Consider the following 22,757-nt stretch of genomic DNA (forward strand, 5'->3'; position numbering starts at 1 on the left):
TCCCTCATGACTGCTCGCATACTCAGCCTGCATATCTATCCCATTAAATCTTGTGCCGCTATTGATTTATCGACGTCGTCCATCGATCGCGCAGGCCTGCTCGGTGATCGCCGTTGGATGATCCTGACTGCCGAGGGTCAGTTCATGACGCAGCGCCAGTGGCCTGCGATGGCGCGCATCCGGCCGGCTCTCACTGACACTCATCTCGAGCTGCAGGCGCCCGGTCAGCCCATCCTGCAAATTCCGCTCGACGGTTCGCAATTGCGTGACACTGTGCGCAATGTGGTCGTCTGGAAAGACACCGTCCTTGCCCGCGAGGAGAGCCCCGCCGCGGCCGCGTGGCTCAGTCAGGCGCTCGGCCTGAGCTGCGTACTCGTCAAGGTCGATGTGCAAGCGCAACGGCCTGCCAAGGTCGACTGGGTCGATCGCTGGCGAGAGGCTCACCCCGAGTTTGCCGAGGACTTTGCTGGCGATCACGTGTTCGGATTCGCGGACGGCTTTCCTCTCTTGATCGCCAATCAGGCTTCGCTCGATGATCTGAATGCCCGGTTGATTGCCAAAGGTCAGTCTCCTGTGCCTATGGATCGATTCCGGCCCAATATCGTCATTGAGGGCGAATGGGAGGCCTTTGACGAGGATCTCACCGCTCTGGTGTCGATCGGTGATGTGCGCCTGGCCCTGGTCAAACCGTGCACCCGTTGCCCTATGCCCAATATTGATCAACTGACAGGCGAGCGCTATGACGAGCCTGGACATACGTTGGCGACGTATCGCCAATTAGAAATCGGCGTTGTCTTTGGCCAGAATGCGATTGTGAGTGTGCCGGAGAGCGGGCGATTGAGCGTGGGTGATGAGGTGGAAATCGAGCTTGATTTCGCGTGAGTGACCGTGGGTTGCTGATGTAGGAAAGGGGGCTGCTGCCTGCATGGATTCGGGTTCTTGAAGCGCCGGAGGCATCGGCGGCAAGGCGGCGCCGGCCCTATCACGCGGGCTCGGCCCATTAGCAGGGGCCGAGGTCCCCTGCGAGGACTGCCCCGCGTTCAACGGGCCGATGCCTCCGGCTCGCGAAGTCTCACGATGTCATGGTTAGGGGAGGCGCCAAATTTATTTGGCTTGCCATTATTGCGTTGCGCAACTATATTGGTTGTGTTGCGCAACTAGGTGAGATTCCATGGATATTGGCCATACTTCTACTCGGTCACGTGATGCGACCATTTTGGCGTTGCGGGACTTTTCTCGGAAACTGGTTCGTGAACTAGGGTTCATGCGGACTACACTGGCCGGTACCGATCTGGCGCCATCGGCGGTGCATGCGGTGATTGAAATCGGAGCGTCGCCCGGCATCAATGCCAAGGATCTGGGCAAGCTGTTGCGGCTGGACAAGTCCAACACTAGCCGGCAGCTTGCCAAACTGGAGGGTGGGGGCTTTATCAGACGCGTGACTGCGGATGACGATGGCCGTTCGTCGGCGCTATATCTGACGGACGACGGGCAGCGTTTGCGAGAGCGTATCGATCAGTTTGGGACCAAACAGGTATCTACCGCTCTGCGCCGCATTGTGCCTGAGGACCAAGAGACGCTCTTGCGCACCATGGCGTTGTACGCCGATGCCTTGTCGAACAACACAGACGCTCCCGATACAGCGGAGCCGGCTATGCTTTCCATTCAAGAGGGCTACCAGCCCGGATGCATAGGCGACATCGCCAGTCTGCACGCGCGCTTTTACGCAGATCATTGGGGCTTTGGCGCGTTCTTCGAAAAAAAGGTGGCAACAGAACTGGCCAGCTTTGCGGCAGCCTTGCCCGCCGACGGGAAAGCTTTATGGCTATATCGCGAACATGGCCGGGTATTGGCATCGTTGGCTATCGACGGCGACCTGGACACGGGTACCGCCCACTTGCGTTGGTTCATCGTTGATGACTCGCTGCGTGGTACAGGCGTTGGCCGGCAATTATTGGCCCGCGCCATGCAATTCGTAGACGAGCGCTTTCAACACACCTATCTCTGGACATTCAAAGGCTTGGACGCCGCCCGCCACTTGTACGAGTCATTCGGATTCCAATTGACACAAGAGTCCGAGGGCAGCCAATGGGGAACAACCGTGACCGAACAACGCTTTGACCGCGCCCACCCTTAACCATTCTTAGGCCAGCCCCACCGCACACTCCACATCGGTCGCTGCCATCAAACACGCCACCGCATGCAGCGATGAGTCCCGCTGCTTCAATGAATGCCGCCACGGCGAGTTCCATCACCTCGACGCATGCCACTACTGCGAGTCCCTGTCGGGGGCCGGGAAGCTGCACCGGGCCGTTGAGCGCGGATTTAGTCCGCGTAGCGGACCGAGGCCCCTGGTCATGGGCCGAGTCCGTGCGATAGGCCCGGTGCAGCTTCCCGGCCCCCGGCAGGGACGTCTCAATAGCGATCACCGTTGTTAGTCAACGATCTAAAAACACTAAAACCGACGCCTCCAGTGATTACCATCTAACAACGATCCAAAAACAAAGGGCACCTCAATCGAGATGCCCTCTGCAAACAAGAACGCGATAACGACCCACCGCAAGAAAGCTCACCCTTCCTGCATCACCCGCCGATACCACTCATGGAAATGCTGCATGCCATCTTCCATCGGCGATTGATAAGGCCCAGTCTCATTAACCCCACGCAGCATCAACGCCTTGCGCCCTGCATCCATGCGTTCGGCAATCTCGTCATCCTCGACCGCCGTTTCCATATAAGCCGCCCGTTGCGCCTCGACGAACTCGCGCTCGAAAGCCGCGATCTCCTCAGGGTAGTAGAACTCCACCACGTTCACGGTTTCCTGCGGGCTCTTGGGATACAACGTCGACAGTACCAACACGTGCGGGTACAGCTCGATCATGTGCGTCGGGAAATACGTCACCCACACCGCGCCGAAATCCGGCGCATCGCCCTCGCGGAATGACAGCAAGCGATCGTGCCATTGCTTGTAGACGTCCGAGCCGGGCTGCGCCAACGCATTGTGTACGCCGACTTTCTGCAGGCTGTACCAGTCGTTGAATTCCCACGTCAGATCGTCGCACGTCACAAAGCGGCCCAAACCAGGATGGAACGGTCCGACGTGATAATCCTCGAGATAGACCTCGATAAAGGTCTTCCAGTTGTAATTGCACTGGTGGATCTCGACATGGTCCAGCACATAATCGCCAAAGTCGAATTCGGGGCGCGAAAACAGCGGCGCCATATCCGACGCCGGATCCCGCGGACCCTCGAAGAGCAGGCCATGGCAATCGCGCAAACGGTACTTCTGCAAATTCATGCAGGGCGTTTGCTCGAACTGAGGCGCGCCCAACAACTCGCCTTGGTTGTTGTACGTCCAACGGTGCAGGGGGCAGACAATATTGCCGCCTGTGGATTTCAGGTTGCCTTGCGTGTTGCAGTTGCCTGCAACATTTCCGGCCTCGCCGCCGAGCATCAATGCCTGACGGTGACGGCAGACATTTGAGATGAGTTCAACGCTTTGCTGGTTGCGAACCAGCACGCGCCCTCCGTTTTCTTGGGGCAACGTACGCCAGTCGCCGACCTCGGGTACCAATTTCTGGTTGCCGACGTATAAAGAGGACTGGTTAAAAATGAGTTCTTGCTCGCGCTTGAAGCGGGCTTCGTCAAAATAAGCGTTGACGGGTAGCTGGGTGCGAGCCGGCACAACATGCGCCATCCGACCAATGTCGGTCATGATTCCCTCCGCTCGGATAAAAAAGCCAGGACGGCAGGGTTTCCGTTCTGGCGCGAAGAAAAATCGGTCCGGCCGATCAAACGTTGGAGTTTACCCTATTCAGGAAGTCCGGGGGGTAAAAACGACACCGAAATGCGAATCAACTCAGAAAAAAATGACAAAAATTAGAGGGGGTTACGTCAAAAATGTGTCATAAATCACTTTGTCACACCAGTTTCCGCGTGGCGGGGTGACGGCGCAACAGCCAGCAGCTCGCAGCCGACAGGCCGAATACGGTGACGGTTTGCACGGGCAAACTCCAGGCGGCGTTTGGCATGATGGCCGGACCGGTGCGGTCTACCAGGTCCAGAAATAAGGGGTGGATCAGATAGACCCCGAACGTCAGCGGAGCCAAGGTCGAAAGCGGCGGCAACCGGGGAGTGTCCATGATCCATTGGAAAGCCGCCAGGGACATGAACGGCACGGTAATGCTGAAATAGTCGTAGAAATACAGATTCAGTTTGCCTGACTCCGACAGCGTAAAGACTCCCCACGCCGTGGCCAGGACACTCAGTATCAGCATCAAGCCGGGGCGGGGAATACGCAATTCTGCGTCGTAGATCATGCGGCCGGCGACAAAATAGCCCAGGTAGGGCAGGAACCACGTCAGGAAAAAGCCTTGGCCGGCATCCAATGCCTGACGATATAGAGCATCCAGAATCGCTACGCCCAGAATCCCGACCACCCAGAGGCGTCGCGCGGCAGGCTGGCTGCGATGGTAGAGCGCCCGGATCATCGGGGTAAAAAGATACAACCCGACGATCATGTAGAGATACCAGAGGTGGTAATAGGGGGCGCCTTCCGCGATCTTGCGCGGCCAGAACGAAAAATCGATGCGGCCGTCGTCCCACCAGTCCAGCACGCTGCGCCACGCCAGATAAAACAAAGTCCAGAAAATCAGGGGGGCGCAAATGCGCGCGGCGCGCCGCGCATAAAACTGCCGGGCATCCAGGGGCCTGTCGCGATTGAGCAGCAGCGCGCCGCTGATCATGACAAAGACCGGTACGCACCAACGCACCGCCGAGTCGTAGAGATTGGCCGCGAGCCAATCTTTGCTGCCATAGGCCTGCGCATCCGATACCGCCTGCGCGGCACAATGTAGCAATACGACGGCCAACGCGGCCAGCCAGCGTGCGGCATCAAGCCGGTCCAGGCGGTCGTTAAGAGGAGAGAGGGAAAGGGCCGGCCCGGCGGAAGGGGAGGAAGCGTTCAAACGTTGCGGCATGCTCTCACCATAGCAGCGCCGCCGGGGGGCAGTGTTTCCAGCCGTTAACCGTGGCATGCAAATGCAAATAAGGGCCCGGGCATGGCGTTTGCTGGCGTGATTTTTTACAAAGCGTCTCAGGATGGAAAAGGGCGCCTGGTACGAACGGCAAGCCGAAAGGGCGACATAGACACTTTATTTATTTCACACGTCTCTGTACAAACGGCCGGGGTTCGCGATCTCGTACAATTCAGAAATTAATGACTCTTTTTGCGCTCGGAGCCCCGTTTGGCCACTTCCTCGCACACCGATACTCCTCAAGACGACCGTCCTTTGCCTCAGGATTTCGAGACGGCGTTGGCCGAACTCGAAACGCTGGTCGCCACGATGGAGGGAGGATCGTTGCCGCTAGAGCAATCGTTGGCGGCCTATCGCCGCGGCGTCGAGCTTACCCGTATTTGCCAAGAGCGCCTGGCGCAGGCGGAGCAGCAGGTCAAAGTCCTCGAGGACGGGCTGCTGCGGCCGCTGGATCCCCATGCGCTGGACGAAGAATAAAACCGAATGACTCAACAACATCTTGCGTTCGCGGACTGGCTGCAGAGCCGCGCACAGCATATTGAAACCGTACTGGACGACTGTCTGCCAGCGGCAGACATGCAACCGGCACGTTTGCATGCGGCCATGCGCTATGCCGTACTGGGCGGTGGCAAGCGGGTGCGCGCAGCGCTCGTCTATGCGGCAGGCAAGGCATGTCCGGTCAATGGCAGTACCGTCGCCGTACAGGCCTCGATGGATCGCGCTGCTGCGGCGGTCGAGCTCATTCATGCTTATTCTTTGATCCACGACGATTTGCCCTGCATGGACGACGACGTGTTGCGCCGCGGCCGTCCTACGACGCATGTGCAGTTTGACGAGGCCACGGCCATGCTGGCTGGTGACGCCCTGCAGCCTCTGGCGTTTGAGCTGTTGGCCGAAATGCCTATCGCGCCTGCCCTGGTCGTGCAGGCTACGCGCGCGCTGGCCCAGGCTTCCGGCAGTCTGGGAATGGCAGGCGGGCAGGCTATCGACCTGGATAGTGTGGGCCGCTCGCTGTCACGTGACGAGCTGCAAACTATGCATACGATGAAAACCGGCGCTATGCTGGCGTGTAGCGTGGCATTGGGTGGCATTGTGGCCGGCGCCAGTTCCGCTGCGCGCGAGGCGCTCGATGACTACGCCCACGCCATTGGGCTGGCGTTTCAGGTGGTCGATGATATTCTCGATGTGACTGCCGATACTGCCAGCCTGGGCAAGACCGCGGGCAAAGACGCCGCGGGCAACAAGCCCACTTATGTTTCTTTATTGGGACTGGATGACGCGCGTGCGCTGGCCGAAGAGCTGCGCGTTGCGGCCCATGCGGCATTGGTCCCGCTAGGGGATTCCGCCTCGATGTTGGGCCGTCTGGCCGACTACATCGTACTCAGAGATCGCTGAACCGAGCATGACGACAGAAATACTGGACCGTATCCACACCCCGGCGGACCTGCGCCAACTAGATCGCCGTGAGCTCAAGATTCTGGCGCAAGAGCTGCGCGGCTTTGTACTGGAATCGGTATCCAAGACGGGCGGCCATTTGTCGTCGAACCTGGGTACTATCGAGCTGACACTGGCGCTGCATCGCGTTTTTGATACGCCGCATGATCGCATCGTGTGGGACGTGGGCCATCAGTCTTATCCGCACAAAATCCTGACGGGCCGGCGCGCCGGCATGGCGCATTTGCGCCAGGCAGGCGGCATTTCCGGGTTTCCCAAACGCAGCGAGTCCGAATACGACGCGTTTGGCACGGCGCACTCGTCCACCTCGATTTCGGCTGCGTTGGGCATGGCCGTCGCGTCGCGCAACGCCGGCATCCAGCGCCAGCATATCGCCGTGATTGGTGATGGGGCGATGTCGGCGGGGATGGCCTTTGAGGCGATGAACAACGCCGGTGTTACGCCCGATATCAATTTGCTGGTGGTGCTCAACGACAACGATATGTCGATCTCGCCGCCGGTGGGCGCATTGAATCGCTATCTGGCGCGTTTGATGTCCGGGCGCTTTTATGCGACGGCCAAGAACGTCGGACGTGCAGTGCTGCAACATGTGCCGCCCGTGCTCGAGTTGGCGCGCCGCTTCGAGGGGCATGCCAAGGGCATGGTCACGCCGGCGACGTTGTTCGAAGAATTCGGCTTCAACTATGTCGGCCCTATTGACGGCCACGATCTGGACGCCCTGATTCCGACTTTGCAAAACCTCAAGGCGTTGCAAGGCTTGCAGTTCGTGCACGTGGTCACGCGCAAGGGGCAGGGGTACAAGCTGGCCGAAGCCGATCCGGTGCTGTATCACGGCCCCGGAAAATTCGATCCGACGGTCGGTATCCAGCAGGGCAAGCCTTCGTCGCGCAAGACCTTCACTCAGGTGTTCGGGCAGTGGCTCTGCGACATGGCCGAGAAAGACGAACGCCTGGTGGGCATCACGCCTGCGATGCGCGAGGGCAGTGGCCTGGTCGAGTTCGAGAAACGTTTTCCGCGCCGTTATTTCGACGTGGGCATTGCCGAGCAGCATGCTGTGACGTTTGGCGCAGGCTTGGCCTGTGAGGGCCAAAAGCCTGTGGTGGCGATTTACTCGACCTTTTTGCAACGCGGCTACGATCAGCTCGTGCATGACGTGGCGCTGCAGAATCTGGATGTGACCTTTGCGCTGGATCGCGCGGGCCTGGTCGGGGCTGACGGGGCGACGCATGCCGGCAATTACGATATTGCCTATCTGCGTTGCGTTCCCAATATGGTGGTCGCGACGCCTTCGGACGAAAACGAGGCGCGACTGTTGCTGTCGACCTGCTATGCATATCCTGGTCCCGCATCGGTGCGCTATCCCCGCGGGGCTGGGTGCGGTGCCGAGATTACCTCCAGCCTGGACACGGTGCCGGTGGGCAAGGGCGTGATCCGGCGCGAGGGCAAGGGCATCGCCATTCTGGCGTTCGGCACGCTGTTACACGCCGCGCTGACCGCAGCAGAGTCGCTCGATGCGACAGTGGCAGACATGCGTTTCGTCAAGCCCATCGATCGCGAATTGATCCTCGATCTGGCAGCGCGCCACGATGCCTTGGTGACACTCGAAGAAGCCGCCATCATGGGCGGGGCGGGCAGTGCGGTGACTGAGTTGCTCAATCAAGAGGGCGTGCAGATGCCGGTATTGCAGTTGGGCTTGCCAGATCAGTTCATTGATCACGGCGATCAGGCGGCCTTGCTGGCGGGCGTCGGCTTGGATGCAGCGGGTATCGAGCACGCCATCCGTGTCCGTTTTGTGCAGCAAGACGCCGCTGCTGCTGCGTCGTAACCCGCGCAGTCATAGCCTCCGGACGGCCGCTTGGCCACCTATACCGTGGCGCTGATCCAGCGCTTCGGCGTAAACTCCGGGGTTGCCAGTCGGGCGGGCCAACCTACTGGCAAGAGGGTTTTCCCGGCCCTAACGCCATGTTTTCGGTAATAATGGCCCCCTTGACATATTTCAGGGCAATGGATTTTTCTTTTTGTGCCCTGACAGGTAACCCTATGAATTCTCCGATCGATTCCGCCCTCGTGATGCCCGATGTCCAGAGCTCGGCTGATACGCGGCACATCCCGATTCAGCGCGTAGGCATCCGTGGCGTGCGTCATCCCATGTTGGTGGCGGCGGCTGACGGTCCGCAGCCTACGGTGGCCAACTGGACCCTGACGGTGGCTCTGCCCGCCGAGGAAAAGGGCACGCATATGTCGCGTTTCGTGGCATTGTTGGAAAAATACCGCACCGTGCCGATGACGCCGGCGCTGTTTTCCGAGATGGCGCGCGACATGTTGCCCTTGTTGCACGCCGAGCGTGGCGACATTACGGCGGCTTTCCCGTATTTCATCAACAAATCCGCTCCTGTATCGGGCGTGCAAAGCCTGCTCGATTACGAGGTGCAGTGGATTGCGCGCGCCGCTGGCGATCAAGTCGAGTTCGAATTGGTTGTGCAGGTCCCCGTCACCAGCCTGTGCCCGTGTTCCAAGGCGATTTCCGAATACGGCGCGCACAATCAGCGCTCGCACGTGACGGTATCGGCCGTGTTGAACGGCGACGTCGCGATGGATCGCATCATCCGTCTGGTCGAAGACGAAGGCTCCTGCGAGTTGTGGGGTCTGCTCAAGCGGCCCGACGAGAAATACGTCACCGAGCGCGCCTACGACAATCCCAAATTTGTCGAAGACCTGGTGCGTGACGTGGCCGCACGCGTGGCAGCCTATCCCGGCGTGGCACGCTACCGCGTCGAGGCCGAGAACTTCGAATCCATTCACAACCATTCCGCTTACGCCGTCGTAGAGGGCTAAGTGCGCGAATGAGCGGCTCGTCCGCTTCTGGCTCGGGCCCGTCGCCGGCTATTGGCCGGCCCCCCACGGGCTCGGCCGCAGCCGCGCACCCCGAGCCTGGTGCGGCCGATCCTGCTGCTCGCGACTGGCCGCTGATCGCGCGGCTGGAAGGCTGGGAAACCGGATTGGCCGAGCGCTGGGCTGGCCACAGCCGGGTACGTACGGCGTCCTACGAATTTTTCCGCTTTGGCATCAAGCAAGCCTGGGCCTGCCTATTTGGCGGGCTGATGTGCGCTTTGCTTCTGGCGACGCATTGGTGGTATCCGCCCGATGCCGCGCTGGCGCGCTACGATTTTCTGACCTTGGCGGCCCTGGGCATTCAGGCCGCCTTGTTGATGCTGCGCATGGAAACCTGGGCTGAGGCTCGAGTGATTCTGATGTTCCATGTGGTCGGCACCATCATGGAGCTGTTCAAGACCTCGGTCGGATCCTGGGTCTATCCAGAGGACAGCGTCCTGCGTGTGGGCGGGGTACCGCTCTTTACCGGCTTTATGTACGCGGCAGTGGGCAGTTATCTGGCGCGGGTCTGGCGCCTGTTTGATTTCCAGTTCACTTCTCACCCGCCGCTGGCCGCTACGCTGCTGTTGTCGGTGCTGATCTACGCCAATTTTTTCACGCACCATTACATCGTTGATCTGCGTGTCGTCCTGTTCGTGTTGACGGGTGTGCTGTTTGCGCGCACCTGGGTGTATTACCGCATCTGGCGAGTGCATCGGCGCATGCCTTTGCTATTGGGTTTCGTGCTGGTGGCGCTGTTTATCTGGTTTGCCGAAAATATCGGCACCTTTGCGCGGGCCTGGAGCTATCCCAATCAACAGCATGGCTGGGATTGGGTGTCGCCGGCGAAGCTGGGATCCTGGTTTCTCCTGATGATAATCAGCTACGTCATGGTCAGTGTGGTGAACCGGCCTGCGGGCTATAGCCGCGGTGGCGGCACAGGATAATCTCAACGTGCACGTTATCTCCTCCATGGCGACGCGACAGGTGCTCAGCGATCTGGCGGCACAGTTCGAGACGCAGACTGGAATCAGCATCGACCTGGAGTCGGTCGGTGGCGTTGATGCGGCCAGACGGGTCGCCGCGGGCGAGAAATTCGATGTCGTGATTTTGGCGTCCACTGCCATCGATGCGTTGATTCAGTCCGGCCAGATCCGCGCCGGCAGTCGTGTGGATCTGATGCAATCCGGAGTGGCGATTGCCGTGCGCGAGGGCGCCCCCTCAATAAGCATCAGCACCGAAGACGACGTCAAAAGAGCTGTGCTCGAGGCTAGAACGTTGGGCTATTCCACGGGGCCGAGCGGCGTGTACCTGGCCAAACTGTTCGAGCGTTGGGGGATAGCGGCTGATATTCAGCCTCGGGTCGTACCAGCTCCTCCCGGTGTGCCGGTGGGCGCCTTGGTGGCCAAAGGCGAGGCCGAACTCGGCTTTCAGCAACTGAGCGAACTGCTCCACGTAAAGGGCATCACCATTCTGGGGCCGTTGCCAGCAGCGATTCAGACCACGACCGTATTTTCGGCCGGGACAATGACTGCCTCGGGCAAGTCGCAGGTGGTCAAGCAGTTCCTCGATTTCGTCAATTCCCCGGCAGCCGTAGCGGAAAAAATGCGCCATGGCATGATGCCTGCCGAAAAATAGGGCCGGATTTGTCTCGTTTCGGTATGAGTCTGGCGTTGCCCGATGCCGTAGGGGTTTGGCGGCTACATATTGCTTCAAAGCAAAAAATCGGCAATAATCAAAGGCTTTCTTGCTCGATTGCCCATGTTTTTTGGGCGGCGGGCTGCCACTTGGCAGGGAATGGTGTGCTTAATTGAGTGCTTAAAGCAGCCGCATTCTGCCGAGACATCCTCAAGGAGTTTTACCTATGCGTCACTACGAAGTAGTGTTCATTGTCCATCCGGACCAAAGCGAGCAAGTGCCCGCCATGGTCGAGCGCTACCAAGCGCTGGTTACCGGCCAAGGCGGCACCGTGCATCGCCTGGAAGACTGGGGTCGTCGCCAACTGGCTTACCCCATTCAAAAGCTCGTCAAGGCCCATTACGTCTGCATCAACATCGAGTGCGGCCAAGCCACGCTGGATGAGCTCGAGCACTCGTTCCGCTACAACGACGCTGTTCTGCGCCACCTGGTCATCAAGACCAAGAAAGCCCAGACCACGCCCTCGATCATGATGAAATCGGTCGAGCGTGAAGAGGCCCGCAAGGCCAGCGCCGAAGCTGCGGCTCCCGCTCAGGCTCAATAAACCCGACGATACTGTTTTTTCACCACGATCTGGCGGATGAATACCCTGGAACTCAGCGCCCGCGTTCTCGAATGCGAGCCTTTGCGCCACACTCCCGCCGGCGTGCCAGCGCTGGAAATGCTGCTGGCCCACGAATCGGAAGTCATCGAAGCAGGCCATCCGCGCCGCGTCGAGCTCACGATCACCGCTGTGGCCTTGGGCGATCTGGCACAACTGCTGGCCGGCACCCCTCTGGGGACCGAGTTGCTGATACAGGGCTTTCTGGCCGCTGCTCGCAAAGACTCGGTAAAGGTCAAGCTGCATATGCAGCAGGTCCGTAAAGTCGGTGGCAGTGCAGGGCATGACCCGTTGGTGGCATAACAGAAACATCGGATTCAGACATCAGATTTTGGGCAAGGCTAAACAAAACCTGGCCCAGCTAGACTAAGAGGCACATCATGGCTTTCTTCGGAAAACGCAAAGAAAAACGTAAATTCACGCAGCAGAACCCGCTGTTCAAGCGTCGTAAGTTCTGCCGCTTCACCGCTGCTGGCGTCGACGAGATCGATTACAAAGATCTGGACACCCTGCGCGACTTCGTGCAAGAAAACGGCAAGATCATCCCGGCTCGTTTGACCGGCACCAAGGCTCACTACCAGCGCCAACTGGACAGCGCCATCAAGCGTGCGCGCTTCCTGGCCCTGTTGCCTTACACCGACAACCACAACTAATCCGGGGCACTGAAATGCAAGTTATCCTGCTCGAAAAAGTCGTCAACCTCGGCAACCTGGGCGAAGTCGTCCGCGTGCGCGATGGTTACGCCCGTAACTTCCTGATCCCTCAGAAAAAGGCTCGTCGTGCTACCGACGCCGCCCTGAAGGAATTCGAAGCCCGCCGCGCCGAACTGGAAAAAATCCAGGCTGAAAAGCTGGCTGCTGCCGAGGCACTGGGTGCCCGCCTGAACGGCTACCAACTCAAGATCCAACAAAAGGCCGGCGTTGACGGTCGCTTGTTCGGTTCCGTGACCAACGGCGACGTGGCCGAAGGCCTGAAGAAAGCCGGCTTTGACGCCGTCGAAAAGGCTCAAGTCCGCCTGCCCAACGGTCCGTTGAAGGCCGTCGGCGAATACCCCATCCAAGTCGCGCTGCACGCGGATGTGTTGGTGGACGTGAACGTGCTGGTCGAAGGCGACATCTCCTAAGCACCACTCAGTTCACACCTGCAAAAAAGCCGGCCGTGCCGGCTTTTTTGTTGCCGGGCCGGAGGCCGGCGCGGCGTAGGGGCTCTTGATATTGTTTTGCTTGAGAATGGTAGCCTATGGTTTCAGCTGATCGATCACTCGATCTCATGTCCGTCCCATCTCTTTCGACCTGTTCCGCGATGGCGTATACGCATTGGCATATCCGTCGCGGCCGGTGTTCATTTATCTGAGTTCCTCCGAGCCGACCTTTGCCTAACCAATCTGCGACGTCCCCTCATCACCAAGCACCCGCAGGCCTGCAGGCCTGGCTGGACAGCGTCGACGCTGCACGCGAGCCCTCTGTGCGTGAAATCGAGATCGATGGTGTGGCGTGCGTAGTAAAGCGCCGCCGGGCGAGTGTGATGCAGGGCCTGAGCTACGGTCTGCGCTATTTGCGGGCGTTGGGCCTGGCAGTGGGCTGCAAAGTGTTTCTGGGCGAGTTTCCCAGCCCCAATGTTTTGTTGCGTAATGGCCTGGCTTACGAGGCCGAACGCCTTCGTCAGTTGTCCCAGGCTGGGTGCCGCGTCCCCGACGTGTGGATGGAGGCCCCCGGGTTGCTGGTGCTGGAGCATGTCGGCGAGGATTTCGCCAATTTGATCCGGCATGCAGGCCCCGAACAGCGCATGCAATGGGTGCGCGATCTGGCCATCGATCTGGCTCAGTTTCATGCCCAGGGGCACTGCCATGGTGGAGCCCAGATTCGTAACGTCACATTGCGCGATGGCCTGATGTGGCGCATCGACTTCGAGGAAAACACGGGCAACGCATTGTCGTTGCCGCTCGCCCAGGCCTATGATCTGTACCAATTATTGTCGTCTCTGCTGGGGTTGCGCAAACTGGACGATGCAGACCCCGTAGGGCTTGGCAAAATGATGCTTGCTGCGTACTTTGAGGCCTATCCTGCTCCAGAGGTCCGTGCCCGTTTAAAACGCTTGGCGCGCGTGATTTGTGGCAGCGCGGCCATGCTGCGCCCTGTGGCGGGACGCCTGCCCGGGCGCGATATCCGGGGTTTTTTTCAGGTGGCGGATACGCTGCATACCCTGTTCTAGCCGTACCGCTGGCGACTACGTGATTTCTCGCGAGAAATCCAGTCGTAAGTGACTTATTATTGACACTGTCTTTCGCCGCCGCCTCAGGGCAGTCGATCCTATTGAGTGTTGAGATACCGAGGATCAGTCGCCTGCCCGCGATGTGTCGCCGCCCCGCATTCTTGTCTTGCTTATGAATACTCCTGCCGATCCCCAACTAGATTATCTACGCGTCCCGCCACATTCGATCGAGGCCGAGCAGTCGGTCTTGGGTGGATTGTTGCTGGATAACACCACCTGGGATCGCATCGCCGATGTGCTGGATGAACAGGATTTCTATCGGCATGATCATCGTCTGATTTGGCATCACGTTGCGCGCCTGATCGGCTTGGCGCGGCCTGCCGACGTGATTACGGTCAACGAGTCCCTGGTCAGTGCGGGCAAGGCCGAGGACACCGGCGGCCTGGCCTATTTGAATGCTCTGGCCCACAACACGCCGTCGGCGGCCAACATCCGCCGCTATGCGGAGATCGTGCGCGAGCGCTCCATGTTGCGCAAGCTGGTGTCCATCGCTGACGAGATTTCCGCCGCGGCGTTCAACCCACAAGGCAAAGAAGCCCGCCAATTGCTGGACGAGGCCGAATCCAAGGTCTTCAAGATCGCCCAGGAGGGCGAAAAAGGCTCCGCCGGGTTCCAGGAAATCCAGCCGCTGCTGACCCAGGTCGTGGAGCGTATCGATGAGCTCTATCACCGCGACGCAGATTCTGACGTCACGGGGGTGCCGACGGGCTTTGCCGACCTGGACAAGATGACCTCGGGCCTGCAGCCTGGCGATTTGGTGATTGTTGCGGGGCGCCCGTCGATGGGTAAAACCTCGTTTTCGATGAACATCGGCGAGCACGTGGCGATCGAGCAGGGGCTGCCGGTCGCGGTGTTCTCGATGGAAATGGGTGCGGTGCAGTTGGCGATGCGTATGCTGGGGTCGGTCGGGATGCTCGATCAGCATCGCATGCGGACCGGGAAATTGGTCGCAGACGACTGGCCGCGCGTGACACACGCCGTGCAGTTGATGCAGGACGCCCAGGTCTATATCGACGAGACTCCCGCACTCAGCGCCATGGAAGTCCGAGCCCGTGCGCGCCGCTTGGCGCGCCAGTGCGGGCAACTGGGCCTCATCATCATTGACTATATGCAGCTGATGGCAGGCAATGGCGGCGGGGAAAACCGTGCGACCGAAATTTCAGAGATCAGCCGTTCGCTTAAAGGCCTGGCAAAAGAACTGGGTTGCCCCTTGATTGCGCTGTCGCAGTTGAACCGCAGTCTGGAACAGCGTCCCAACAAGCGTCCCGTGATGAGTGACTTGCGTGAATCGGGCGCCATCGAACAGGATGCCGACTTGATTTTGTTCATTTATCGCGATGAGGTTTACAACCCCGACTCGCCCGATAAAGGCACGGCCGAGATCATCATCGGCAAGCAGCGTAACGGCCCGATCGGTACTGTCCGCTTGACCTTCCAGGGATCGAGCACGCGCTTCTTGAACTTCACTGGCGCGCAGAGCTACTAAGCCGAGTGCCACGAGAGCGGCAGCAGGTGCCTGCGTCGCCGCTCTTTATCTCACGGTTCCGACTGAGGCCTGTCGTTCGATTGATGGTCGGGATGGGCATGGGTGTCTTCAATCCCGAATACCGACGTATAGACGGGATAAAAGCTGCAGTACAGCACGCCGCCCGCCGCAATATTGAAGGGAATTTGCAGTGTGCTGGCTACCTGCGGGGACAGCCCGATACTGACCAGGATTCCCGCACACAGATCGATGAGCAGGAATGCCAGGATCCAGGTAATGCCGTACACCACGAACGGCCATTTATTGCGCCAGCACGCCACGCCGGAAAAGAACAGCGCCTGACCCAAGCGCAAGCCGTGCCACGCCACCAGCGCAGGTGCGTGCCAGAACAGCGCCGCAATGATGATGTACAAGATACCGAACAGCGTCAACGGGATCGTCATGGCGCTGAGAAAGGGCGTCAAATTCTGCTCGATCGAGGCGATGCGCAGCCCTTCGGTCAACTCGGCGGAAAAGGGCAGAAATGTGGCTAGGCCCGCTGTAATGCTGAGCCCCGCATACAACGCGCCCATGATCAGCAGTTTTTTAAACACGCCTGGCCGCATCAGCGGCTGCGGCCACATCGAGGGCAGCATGACGCGGCCCGCCTCGATATGCTTGCAGGCAGACAAGGTCATCAAGGTCACGACAGGCATCAGCGCGACAAAGAGCAATGGGCCCACTGGCGGGGTAAAACTGGCAAACATCACCAGCAGACTGATAGCCAATGCCCAGGTAAAGACCGCGAGCGGTTGTTTCATGAACAGCTTCAGGCCGTCTCGTACCCATTGCCAGCCATAGGATGCGGGTAAGGATGCTGCTTGCATAAGTCTCGATTAGCGTTAGATGGCACGTTACATTCTATTATGCGGGCCTGCTCGTTTAGGGCAAGGCGGGCAGCGCTTCGCGGTGGCGCGCTTGCAACACTCGTTCGAAATGGCGCGGATCGTGCGGCTTCAGTGTCTGGGCCGGGCGCGGCAGATAGTAGTCATACAGGCGCGATAGCCAGAAACGCAGTGCGGCGGCGCGCAGCATGGTCGGCCAGGCCTGCCGTTCGGCGTCGGTGAAGGGGCGTACGTCGGCATAAGCCTGCAGCCATGCTTGTACAAGCTCAGGGATGAAAATGCCCGTCTCGCGCTCGATACACCAGTCATTGACGCTGACGGCGACGTCGAACAGCCAAGTGTCGCAGCCTGCAAAGTAAAAATCGATAAAACCGCCCATGAGCGGGCTGTCAAACGTGCCCGCAAACAAGACATTGTCGCGAAACAGGTCGCAATGGGCTGGCCCGGCGGGCAAGCTCTGCCATGCGGGGCTCTGGGCCGCCTGTTGCTGAGCCGACAATTCCTGGGTCAGCAACTGAGTTTGGGCCGGATCCAGAAACGGCAGGACTTTCGGGGCGGTCTCAGTCCACCAGGCCAGGCCGCGCAAATTGGGCTGCTGCAGGGGAAAGTCCTGGGCGGCCAGATGCGCGCGAGCCAGGGTGGCGCCGGTCAAGGCACAATGGGCCGCACTCGGCGCGGGCTCATAGCCGCCGGGCAGGCGCGTGACGATGGAACACGGTTTGCCATGCAGCGTGGTCAGGCGGCTGCCGTCACGCAGGGTCTGAGGCTGCGGCACCGGCACACCGCGCGACGCCAAATGGTGCATCAGCTCGATATAAAAGGGCAGCTGGGTCTGGGTCAGTACCTCGAATATCGTCAACACATACTCGCCACGCGTCGTGACCAGAAAATAATTGGTGTTTTCGATGCCGGCGGTAATGCCGCGCAGCGACACCAGGTCACCTAGATCAAAATGCGCCAGCAGGGCGCGGGCGTCGTTATCGGAAACAGAGGTAAAAACGGCCATGGATCAGCGAGTAAGGGTGGACATGGGGCAGGGCCCTGACGGGGCTCTGCCTGGAGCGGCGCGACAATTTTAGTCTACGCGCCAGACCAGCCGCCGGGCAACGCGGCTGATTCTCGCGAACGCCGTAAAATACGGCATTCCTCTTGTGCGTTACGTAATGTTGAACCCCTCTGACTGGCGGCTCTGTGTCGCCCCCATGATCGATGTGACAGACCGGCATTGCCGTTATTTTCACCGGCTGCTGGCGCCGCGCGCTCGTCTCTATACCGAGATGATCACTACCGGTGCGCTGATGCACGGCAATGTGGAGCGTCATCTGGATTTCGACGAGGCCGAACATCCTGTGGCGCTGCAGCTCGGCGGCAGTGAGCCTGACGCGCTGGCGCAGGCGGCACGGCTGGGGCGCCAATGGGGATACGACGAGATCAACCTGAATTGCGGCTGCCCATCGGAGCGCGTGCAACGCGGCGCGTTCGGGGCGTGTCTGATGGCCGAGCCCGCCCTGGTTGCCGATTGCATCAAGGCGATGCAGGATGCGGTCGATATTCCGGTGACGGTAAAGCATCGTCTCGGTCTCGATTACGACGAGTCTTATGCCTTTGTGCGGGATTTCGTGGGCATGATTCACGACACCGGTTGCCGGGTATTTGTCGTGCACGCGCGCAATGCCGTATTAAAGGGCCTGTCGCCCAAAGACAATCGCGAGATCCCTCCGCTGCGCTATGACGTCGCAAAGCAGCTTAAGGCAGATTTTCCCGACAGTATTTTTGTGCTCAATGGCGGTTTGGCAGATGCGGATCAATCGGTGGCTGCGGCGCATGAGTTCGATGGCGTGATGTTGGGGCGTGCCGCCTGGCACACGCCGCGCGTGTTGTCGGAGGTGTCGCTGCAATTATGGCCCTCGGGCCGTCTGCCCACGGACGCGCAGGTCGTCGACGCCATGGTGCGCTACGCGGCGGAGCAGGTGAGCCGTGGGGTGCCGCTGCGTGTGATGACGCGTCCTATGTTGGGACTGGTCAATGGCCAGTCGGGGGCGCGGCGTTGGCGGCGCATGTTGTCCGATCCGGCGCGTCTGGCAGGGAACGAGCCAGGGTTGATTTACGAAGCGTGGCGCAGTCTGCAGAGCCCCTCGCACGTGCCGGCCGCCGCTGAGATGCCGGCCGGCTAGGCCGATAGACCCGCTGCAGATCGCGTAATCCGCTCACAGCGTCAGGCGCATACAGACTGACTGCGTCAGTCGCGGGGGCTGTCTGTAATCAATTTGATGACAGCCATGAGGTCCGTACGTTGCCTGTACGGACCTCATGGCGCCGCTCAGGAGGGTTCTGCGGAGGCGTTGTTGCCATCCACGGGCCAATCGCGGATATAGGCCTTGAGCATATTGTTTTCAAATTGCTGCGCAGCCACGATGGCCTGGGCCATGTCGTAGAACGAGATCACCCCCATCAGCATGGGGCCGTCCATGACGGGAATGTAGCGAGCATGCTTTTCCAGCATCAGGCGCTGCACCTCGTCGGCGCTGGTGTTGGGGGTCACGCTGACCGGCGCGTCGTCCATGATGGCGCGGATGGTGGTCTTGCCCCATTCACCGTCCGTGTGGTCATGCAAGTGGCGGATGATTTCGCGAAAGGTCAGCATGCCCGTCAACATGCCGGACTCCATGATGACCAGCGAGCCGATGTCCTGTTCGCTCATCGTCTGGACGGCCAGGGATACGGGCATATCGGGCGAGGCCGTATAAAGCGTATCACCCTTTACTCGTAGGATTTCACTGACTTTCAACATGATGCTTCTCCTGGGGACTGTTGCCCCGATTTTGTATTCTGGCCCGCATGCGGCGGCGCGGGCGCAGCCGCGTCCATAGGCGTATTGTGCGCCAGCTGAGAGAGTTCTTCCAGTGTGGGGGTGTCCTGTCTGCCCAGGGCGGCCGCTGCGACGTCCAAAATGTGCGGATCGTCTTGCAGCCTGGGCTGTTGCCGATCGAGCAGAAAATGATCAACAACTGGCGACAGCGGGATCTTGCGCGGATCGCAGGCCAGTATCCAGCGTTGTTCTGACGTGCGGGCGATGATGTCCAATTGTTCCAGTTTTTCCAGGACGGCATTCAACTCGTCGTGGTGCAGATGCAGGCGTTTGGCCAAGGAACTGGTGCTGCGGCCGGCGGGCCGGCGTCCCTGGGCGGCATGCAGCGAGCGCAGGACGGCCATGGCGTCGATGTAGGGCGCACCGGGACTGCGGTTGATTTCCCAGCGCCCCAGGCGGATCAGCGGCACACTGGCCGCAACGGTCGCGCCAAACAGTACCGCCAACCACGATAGATAAATCCACAGCAGGAAAATCGGCAGCGTGGCAAACGCGCCGTAAATCACGGTGTATGTTGGAAAACGTGTCAGATAGTATGCAAACGCGGCTTTCATGAGCTCGAGCACAATCGCCGTCCCGAAGCCGCCTGCCATTGCATCGCGCCAAAACACCTGGCGATTGGGCACCACCACGAACAACGCCGCAAAACCCAGCCCAGTGAGGATGACGGGGACAAACGAAATGATCAGGCTCAGGATCTCCGGCACATCGCGCACCAGCCCCATGGATTCGCGAGCCACAAAAGAGGTCGCCCAGAGGCTGGCGCCCGCCACCACCGGTCCTAGTGTCACGACGGCCCAATACACCAGCGCGCGCTGCGGAATAGGGCGTTGGCGCGTCACATGCCAGATATCGTTAAAGGTCTTGTCGATGGTCATGATGAGCAAGATCGACGTGACCACCAGAAAGGCGCCGCCAATCGCGGTGAGCCGCGTAGCCTGGCGGGCGAACTGGTTCAGGTAATTCATGATGTTGTCGGACACGGCCGGCGGCATCAGGCTGTGCGTGAGAAAATCCTCGAGCGCAAGCCGAAAATCCTGGAACACCGGAAAAGCCGTGAACAGCGACAGCACCACTGCCAACATGGGGACGAGCCCCAAAACTGTGGTGAAAGTCAGGCTGGATGCCACCTGCAGCAGCCGTTCCTCGTCAGCCCGTTGGGCGGCAAAACGGAACACCCGACCGACGCGCGTGATCCAGGAGGTACGCGTGCGCGTGACTGGGGGCGGCTCCGGCGCAGCGGTAGCGGGCTCGGCAGAGGGGCTCATCGGGCGATAATAGCAGTTTGGGCGCTTCCTTCATGGCATCTCCAGGCCTGCATGCCGGGATGCTTGGGGCAGGTGTAGACGGCTTCACACAGTATTGAGCCGGGACGTGACTTCTCGAGACCACTGATGAACGTTGAATTGAATCCCAATCTGCGGCGTCTGGCGTCGGCAGCCTTGTTGGCCCTGATCGTCTTGTGCGTGGCGTGGGAAACCGTGCTGGCGCCGATCCGGCCGGGTGGTTCGTGGCTGTTTCTCAAGGCGTTGCCGTTGGCCTTTCCGCTGCGCGGCGTGTTGCGGGGCAATCTCTACACCTATCAGTGGGCCTCGATGCTGGCATTGCTGTATTTGATGGAGGGCGTCGTGCGCGCCATGTCCGACCCCGCGCCGATGTCGGCTGCGCTGGCAGGCCTGGAAATTGCGCTGTCGCTGGTGTTTTTCATCGCTGCTATCCTGTATGTACGGCCTGCCAAGCGCGCGNCCGGGCGCGTGCCGGCGTGCCGCGATGACGTACCGGCCGGGATCCACGCGTCGCCTGGCGGGCCATACTTGATCCCGTTCAGCGTCTGGATCTCTGTCCACGGGCCGAGATACCACGGCAGCCTCCGCGATTTCTGAAGATTCATTTTCCACTATGACCGATTCACCGACCTTGCTGCATCAACTGGACGCCTTACGGGTGGACAATTCCTTTGCCGCGCTGCCGCCTGCGTTTTACACGCGGCTGGCGGCGCAGCCGCTGACCGCCCCCAGGCTGTTGCATGCTAACGAGCAGGCTGCTGAGCTGATCGGCCTGTCGCCCGAGGCCCTGCAATCCGAGACGTTTCTGCGCGTCTGTTCAGGCCAGCAGCCCTTGCCGGGCGGGGCCACGCTGGCGGCCGTATACAGCGGTCATCAATTCGGCGTGTGGGCCGGGCAATTGGGTGATGGCCGTGCGCATCTGTTGGGCGAAGTGGTGGGTCCGCATGGCAATTGGGAATTACAGCTGAAAGGCGCCGGGATGACGCCGTATTCCCGCATGGGCGACGGCCGGGCGGTGCTGCGCTCGTCCGTGCGCGAGTATCTGGCCAGCGAGGCTATGCATGGCTTGGGGATCCCGACCACGCGCGCCTTGGCCCTGGTCGTTTCCGATGATCCCGTCAGACGCGAAACGATGGAAACGGCGGCGATTGTCACCCGCATGTCTCCCAGTTTTGTGCGATTCGGATCGTTTGAGCACTGGTCCTCGCGCCGCCAGCCGGACGAGTTGCAGGTGTTGACCGACTATGTCATTGACAAGTTTTATCCCCAATGCCGCGACGTCGAAACGGGTGGTGCCCCGGGCAACGACGGCGCGATATTGCGTCTCTTGACCGAAGTGACCCGCCGCACGGCATTGCTCATGGCGGACTGGCAGGCCGTCGGCTTTTGCCACGGGGTGATGAACACCGACAACATGTCCATTTTGGGGCTGACGCTGGATTATGGCCCGTACGGATTCATGGACACGTTCAGGCTGGATCACGTCTGCAATCATTCAGACACCGAAGGCCGCTATTCCTGGAACCGCCAACCCTCGGTGGCGCTCTGGAATCTCTATCGTCTGGCGGGCAGCTTGCATACCCTGGTGGCCGACGTCGAAGCATTGCGCGGGGTATTGGATGGCTACGAGGCCATCTTTATCCAGGCTTTTCACCAACGGATGGCCGCGAAACTCGGGCTCCATCGCTGGCAGGCAGATGACGAGGCGTTGCTGGATGCGCTGCTCAAGCTCATGCACGATCAACGGGCCGATTTCACCCTGACATTCCGCCGCCTGGCCGATGCCGTGCGGGGCCGCACGCAGGGGTTTCAAGATCTCTTCATTGACCGTGAGGCGGCACGCGCGTGGTACGAGCGCTTGGCGGCGCGCCATGCGCAGGATCCCATTGATGAAGGCAAGGCCTCTGGCGGCTCAACGAGGCAGGCAACCCGTGATTCAACCACTGAGGCTGCGCCCTCGGCCGGGGCGAGCCAGCCGGATATCGCTGCGCAGGCACGTGCCCAGGCCATGGACGCCGTCAATCCGCTGTATGTACTGCGCAATCACTTGGCCGAGCAGGCGATCCGCGCGGCGAAAACCGGCGATGCCGGCGAAATTGATACCCTGCTGCAGTTGCTGCGCGACCCCTATACCGAGAGGGCCGGCTACGAAGCCTACGCCGGGCTGCCGCCGGATTGGGCGGGGGGGATCGAGGTCAGTTGTTCGTCATAAACGCCTCTTTTGCATCCACCTGCGCAGGCGGCCGCCCGTCAATGTCATAATCAGGCCTGCCTTCTAATGCTTTTCTGATTTCTTAACG

23 protein-coding genes are annotated in these 22,757 nt (G+C 60.1%); 17 read left to right on the forward strand and 6 right to left on the reverse strand.

From position 1 onward, the window contains the following. Nucleotides 1–6 precede the first annotated feature (6 nt). Complete coding sequence (locus ACNA0J_RS14545; protein ID WP_415819597.1) at nt 7–882, forward strand: MOSC domain-containing protein; 876 nt, start codon at nt 7–9, stop codon at nt 880–882. Between the two features lie 289 nt (nt 883–1,171). Beyond that, on the forward strand, nt 1,172–2,137 hold the full coding sequence (locus ACNA0J_RS14550; RefSeq protein ID WP_415819598.1) for a bifunctional helix-turn-helix transcriptional regulator/GNAT family N-acetyltransferase: 966 nt from the start codon (nt 1,172–1,174) through the stop codon (nt 2,135–2,137). A gap of 432 nt (nt 2,138–2,569) precedes the next feature. Here ACNA0J_RS14550 and ACNA0J_RS14555 read toward each other — a convergent pair whose 3' ends face one another. Then, nucleotides 2,570–3,715: an aromatic ring-hydroxylating oxygenase subunit alpha gene (locus ACNA0J_RS14555; RefSeq protein ID WP_415819599.1), complete on the reverse strand. Its 1,146-nt coding sequence runs from the start codon at nt 3,713–3,715 to the stop codon at nt 2,570–2,572. A 205-nt stretch (nt 3,716–3,920) separates the two neighbouring features. Beyond that, entirely contained in the window at nt 3,921–4,979 is a 1,059-nt protein-coding gene (locus ACNA0J_RS14560) for an acyltransferase (RefSeq protein ID WP_415819600.1), read from the reverse strand. 267 nt (nt 4,980–5,246) lie between these two features. On the opposite strand from ACNA0J_RS14560, the gene ACNA0J_RS14565 reads away from it, so the two are divergent. From ACNA0J_RS14565 to ACNA0J_RS14620, 12 genes are all read left to right on the forward strand, one after another. Next, nucleotides 5,247–5,513 carry an exodeoxyribonuclease VII small subunit gene (locus ACNA0J_RS14565; RefSeq protein ID WP_254924127.1) on the forward strand — a complete coding sequence of 89 codons (267 nt, stop codon included), beginning with the start codon at nt 5,247–5,249 and terminating at the stop codon, nt 5,511–5,513. Nucleotides 5,514–5,519: 6 nt separating this feature from the next. Then, nucleotides 5,520–6,431: a polyprenyl synthetase family protein gene (locus ACNA0J_RS14570; protein WP_415819601.1), complete on the forward strand. Its 912-nt coding sequence runs from the start codon at nt 5,520–5,522 to the stop codon at nt 6,429–6,431. Between the two features lie 7 nt (nt 6,432–6,438). Continuing rightward, complete coding sequence (dxs, locus tag ACNA0J_RS14575; protein WP_415819602.1) at nt 6,439–8,316, forward strand: 1-deoxy-D-xylulose-5-phosphate synthase; 1,878 nt, start codon at nt 6,439–6,441, stop codon at nt 8,314–8,316. Nucleotides 8,317–8,531: 215 nt separating this feature from the next. Continuing rightward, on the forward strand, nt 8,532–9,326 hold the full coding sequence (folE2, locus tag ACNA0J_RS14580; RefSeq protein ID WP_094822016.1) for a GTP cyclohydrolase FolE2: 795 nt from the start codon (nt 8,532–8,534) through the stop codon (nt 9,324–9,326). Nucleotides 9,327–9,334: 8 nt separating this feature from the next. Then, nucleotides 9,335–10,309 (forward strand): DUF817 domain-containing protein, encoded by a 975-nt coding sequence (locus ACNA0J_RS14585; protein ID WP_415819603.1) that lies wholly within the window; start codon nt 9,335–9,337, stop codon nt 10,307–10,309. Between the two features lie 7 nt (nt 10,310–10,316). Beyond that, nucleotides 10,317–11,000 carry a substrate-binding domain-containing protein gene (locus tag ACNA0J_RS14590; protein ID WP_415819604.1) on the forward strand — a complete coding sequence of 228 codons (684 nt, stop codon included), beginning with the start codon at nt 10,317–10,319 and terminating at the stop codon, nt 10,998–11,000. A gap of 226 nt (nt 11,001–11,226) precedes the next feature. Then, nucleotides 11,227–11,604, forward strand: coding sequence for a 30S ribosomal protein S6 (gene rpsF, locus ACNA0J_RS14595; protein ID WP_094822015.1), 378 nt, complete (start codon nt 11,227–11,229; stop codon nt 11,602–11,604). A gap of 36 nt (nt 11,605–11,640) precedes the next feature. Then, a complete protein-coding gene (gene priB / locus ACNA0J_RS14600) occupies nt 11,641–11,964 on the forward strand; it encodes a primosomal replication protein N (RefSeq protein ID WP_415806007.1) in 324 nt (107 codons plus the stop codon). A 77-nt stretch (nt 11,965–12,041) separates the two neighbouring features. Continuing rightward, nucleotides 12,042–12,314, forward strand: coding sequence for a 30S ribosomal protein S18 (gene rpsR, locus ACNA0J_RS14605; protein ID WP_415819605.1), 273 nt, complete (start codon nt 12,042–12,044; stop codon nt 12,312–12,314). 14 nt (nt 12,315–12,328) lie between these two features. Then, nucleotides 12,329–12,784: a 50S ribosomal protein L9 gene (rplI, locus tag ACNA0J_RS14610; protein WP_415819606.1), complete on the forward strand. Its 456-nt coding sequence runs from the start codon at nt 12,329–12,331 to the stop codon at nt 12,782–12,784. 248 nt (nt 12,785–13,032) lie between these two features. Continuing rightward, entirely contained in the window at nt 13,033–13,872 is an 840-nt protein-coding gene (locus tag ACNA0J_RS14615; RefSeq protein WP_415819607.1) for a BUD32 family EKC/KEOPS complex subunit, read from the forward strand. Between the two features lie 172 nt (nt 13,873–14,044). Beyond that, complete coding sequence (locus ACNA0J_RS14620) at nt 14,045–15,418, forward strand: replicative DNA helicase (RefSeq protein WP_415819608.1); 1,374 nt, start codon at nt 14,045–14,047, stop codon at nt 15,416–15,418. A gap of 50 nt (nt 15,419–15,468) precedes the next feature. Here the strand turns inward: ACNA0J_RS14620 and ACNA0J_RS14625 are convergent, their stop codons facing one another. Both ACNA0J_RS14625 and ACNA0J_RS14630 read right to left on the reverse strand, forming a co-directional pair. Beyond that, the gene (locus tag ACNA0J_RS14625) at nt 15,469–16,284 is read right to left on the reverse strand and encodes a BPSS1780 family membrane protein (protein WP_415819609.1); all 816 of its coding nucleotides are present in this window, start codon (nt 16,282–16,284) and stop codon (nt 15,469–15,471) included. Between the two features lie 55 nt (nt 16,285–16,339). After that, nucleotides 16,340–17,308, reverse strand: a complete 969-nt coding sequence (locus ACNA0J_RS14630; protein ID WP_415819610.1) for a homoserine kinase — start codon at nt 17,306–17,308, stop codon at nt 16,340–16,342. A 160-nt stretch (nt 17,309–17,468) separates the two neighbouring features. Here ACNA0J_RS14630 and dusA point away from each other — a divergent pair, with 160 nt between their 5' ends. Beyond that, a complete protein-coding gene (gene dusA, locus ACNA0J_RS14635; RefSeq protein WP_415819692.1) occupies nt 17,469–18,476 on the forward strand; it encodes a tRNA dihydrouridine(20/20a) synthase DusA in 1,008 nt (335 codons plus the stop codon). A 146-nt stretch (nt 18,477–18,622) separates the two neighbouring features. Here dusA and ACNA0J_RS14640 read toward each other — a convergent pair whose 3' ends face one another. Both ACNA0J_RS14640 and ACNA0J_RS14645 read right to left on the reverse strand, forming a co-directional pair. After that, on the reverse strand, nt 18,623–19,093 hold the full coding sequence (locus ACNA0J_RS14640; RefSeq protein ID WP_415819611.1) for a CBS domain-containing protein: 471 nt from the start codon (nt 19,091–19,093) through the stop codon (nt 18,623–18,625). After that, a complete protein-coding gene (locus ACNA0J_RS14645; RefSeq protein WP_415819612.1) occupies nt 19,087–20,439 on the reverse strand; it encodes a YihY family inner membrane protein in 1,353 nt (450 codons plus the stop codon). Before ACNA0J_RS14645 ends, ACNA0J_RS14640 begins: the two co-directional genes overlap by 7 nt. A 126-nt stretch (nt 20,440–20,565) precedes the next feature. Between ACNA0J_RS14645 and ACNA0J_RS14650 the strand changes: the two genes are divergently transcribed. Continuing rightward, nucleotides 20,566–20,916 (forward strand): DUF2069 domain-containing protein (locus ACNA0J_RS14650; protein ID WP_415819613.1); only part of this gene is annotated, 351 nt, incomplete at its 3' end. 154 nt (nt 20,917–21,070) lie between these two features. After that, complete coding sequence (locus tag ACNA0J_RS14655; RefSeq protein WP_415819614.1) at nt 21,071–22,669, forward strand: protein adenylyltransferase SelO; 1,599 nt, start codon at nt 21,071–21,073, stop codon at nt 22,667–22,669. The last annotated feature ends 88 nt before the right edge of the window (nt 22,670–22,757 follow it).

The sequence above is a fragment of the Bordetella tumbae genome (genome assembly GCF_965139195.1).
Classification (GTDB): domain Bacteria; phylum Pseudomonadota; class Gammaproteobacteria; order Burkholderiales; family Burkholderiaceae_B; genus Bordetella_A; species Bordetella_A tumbae.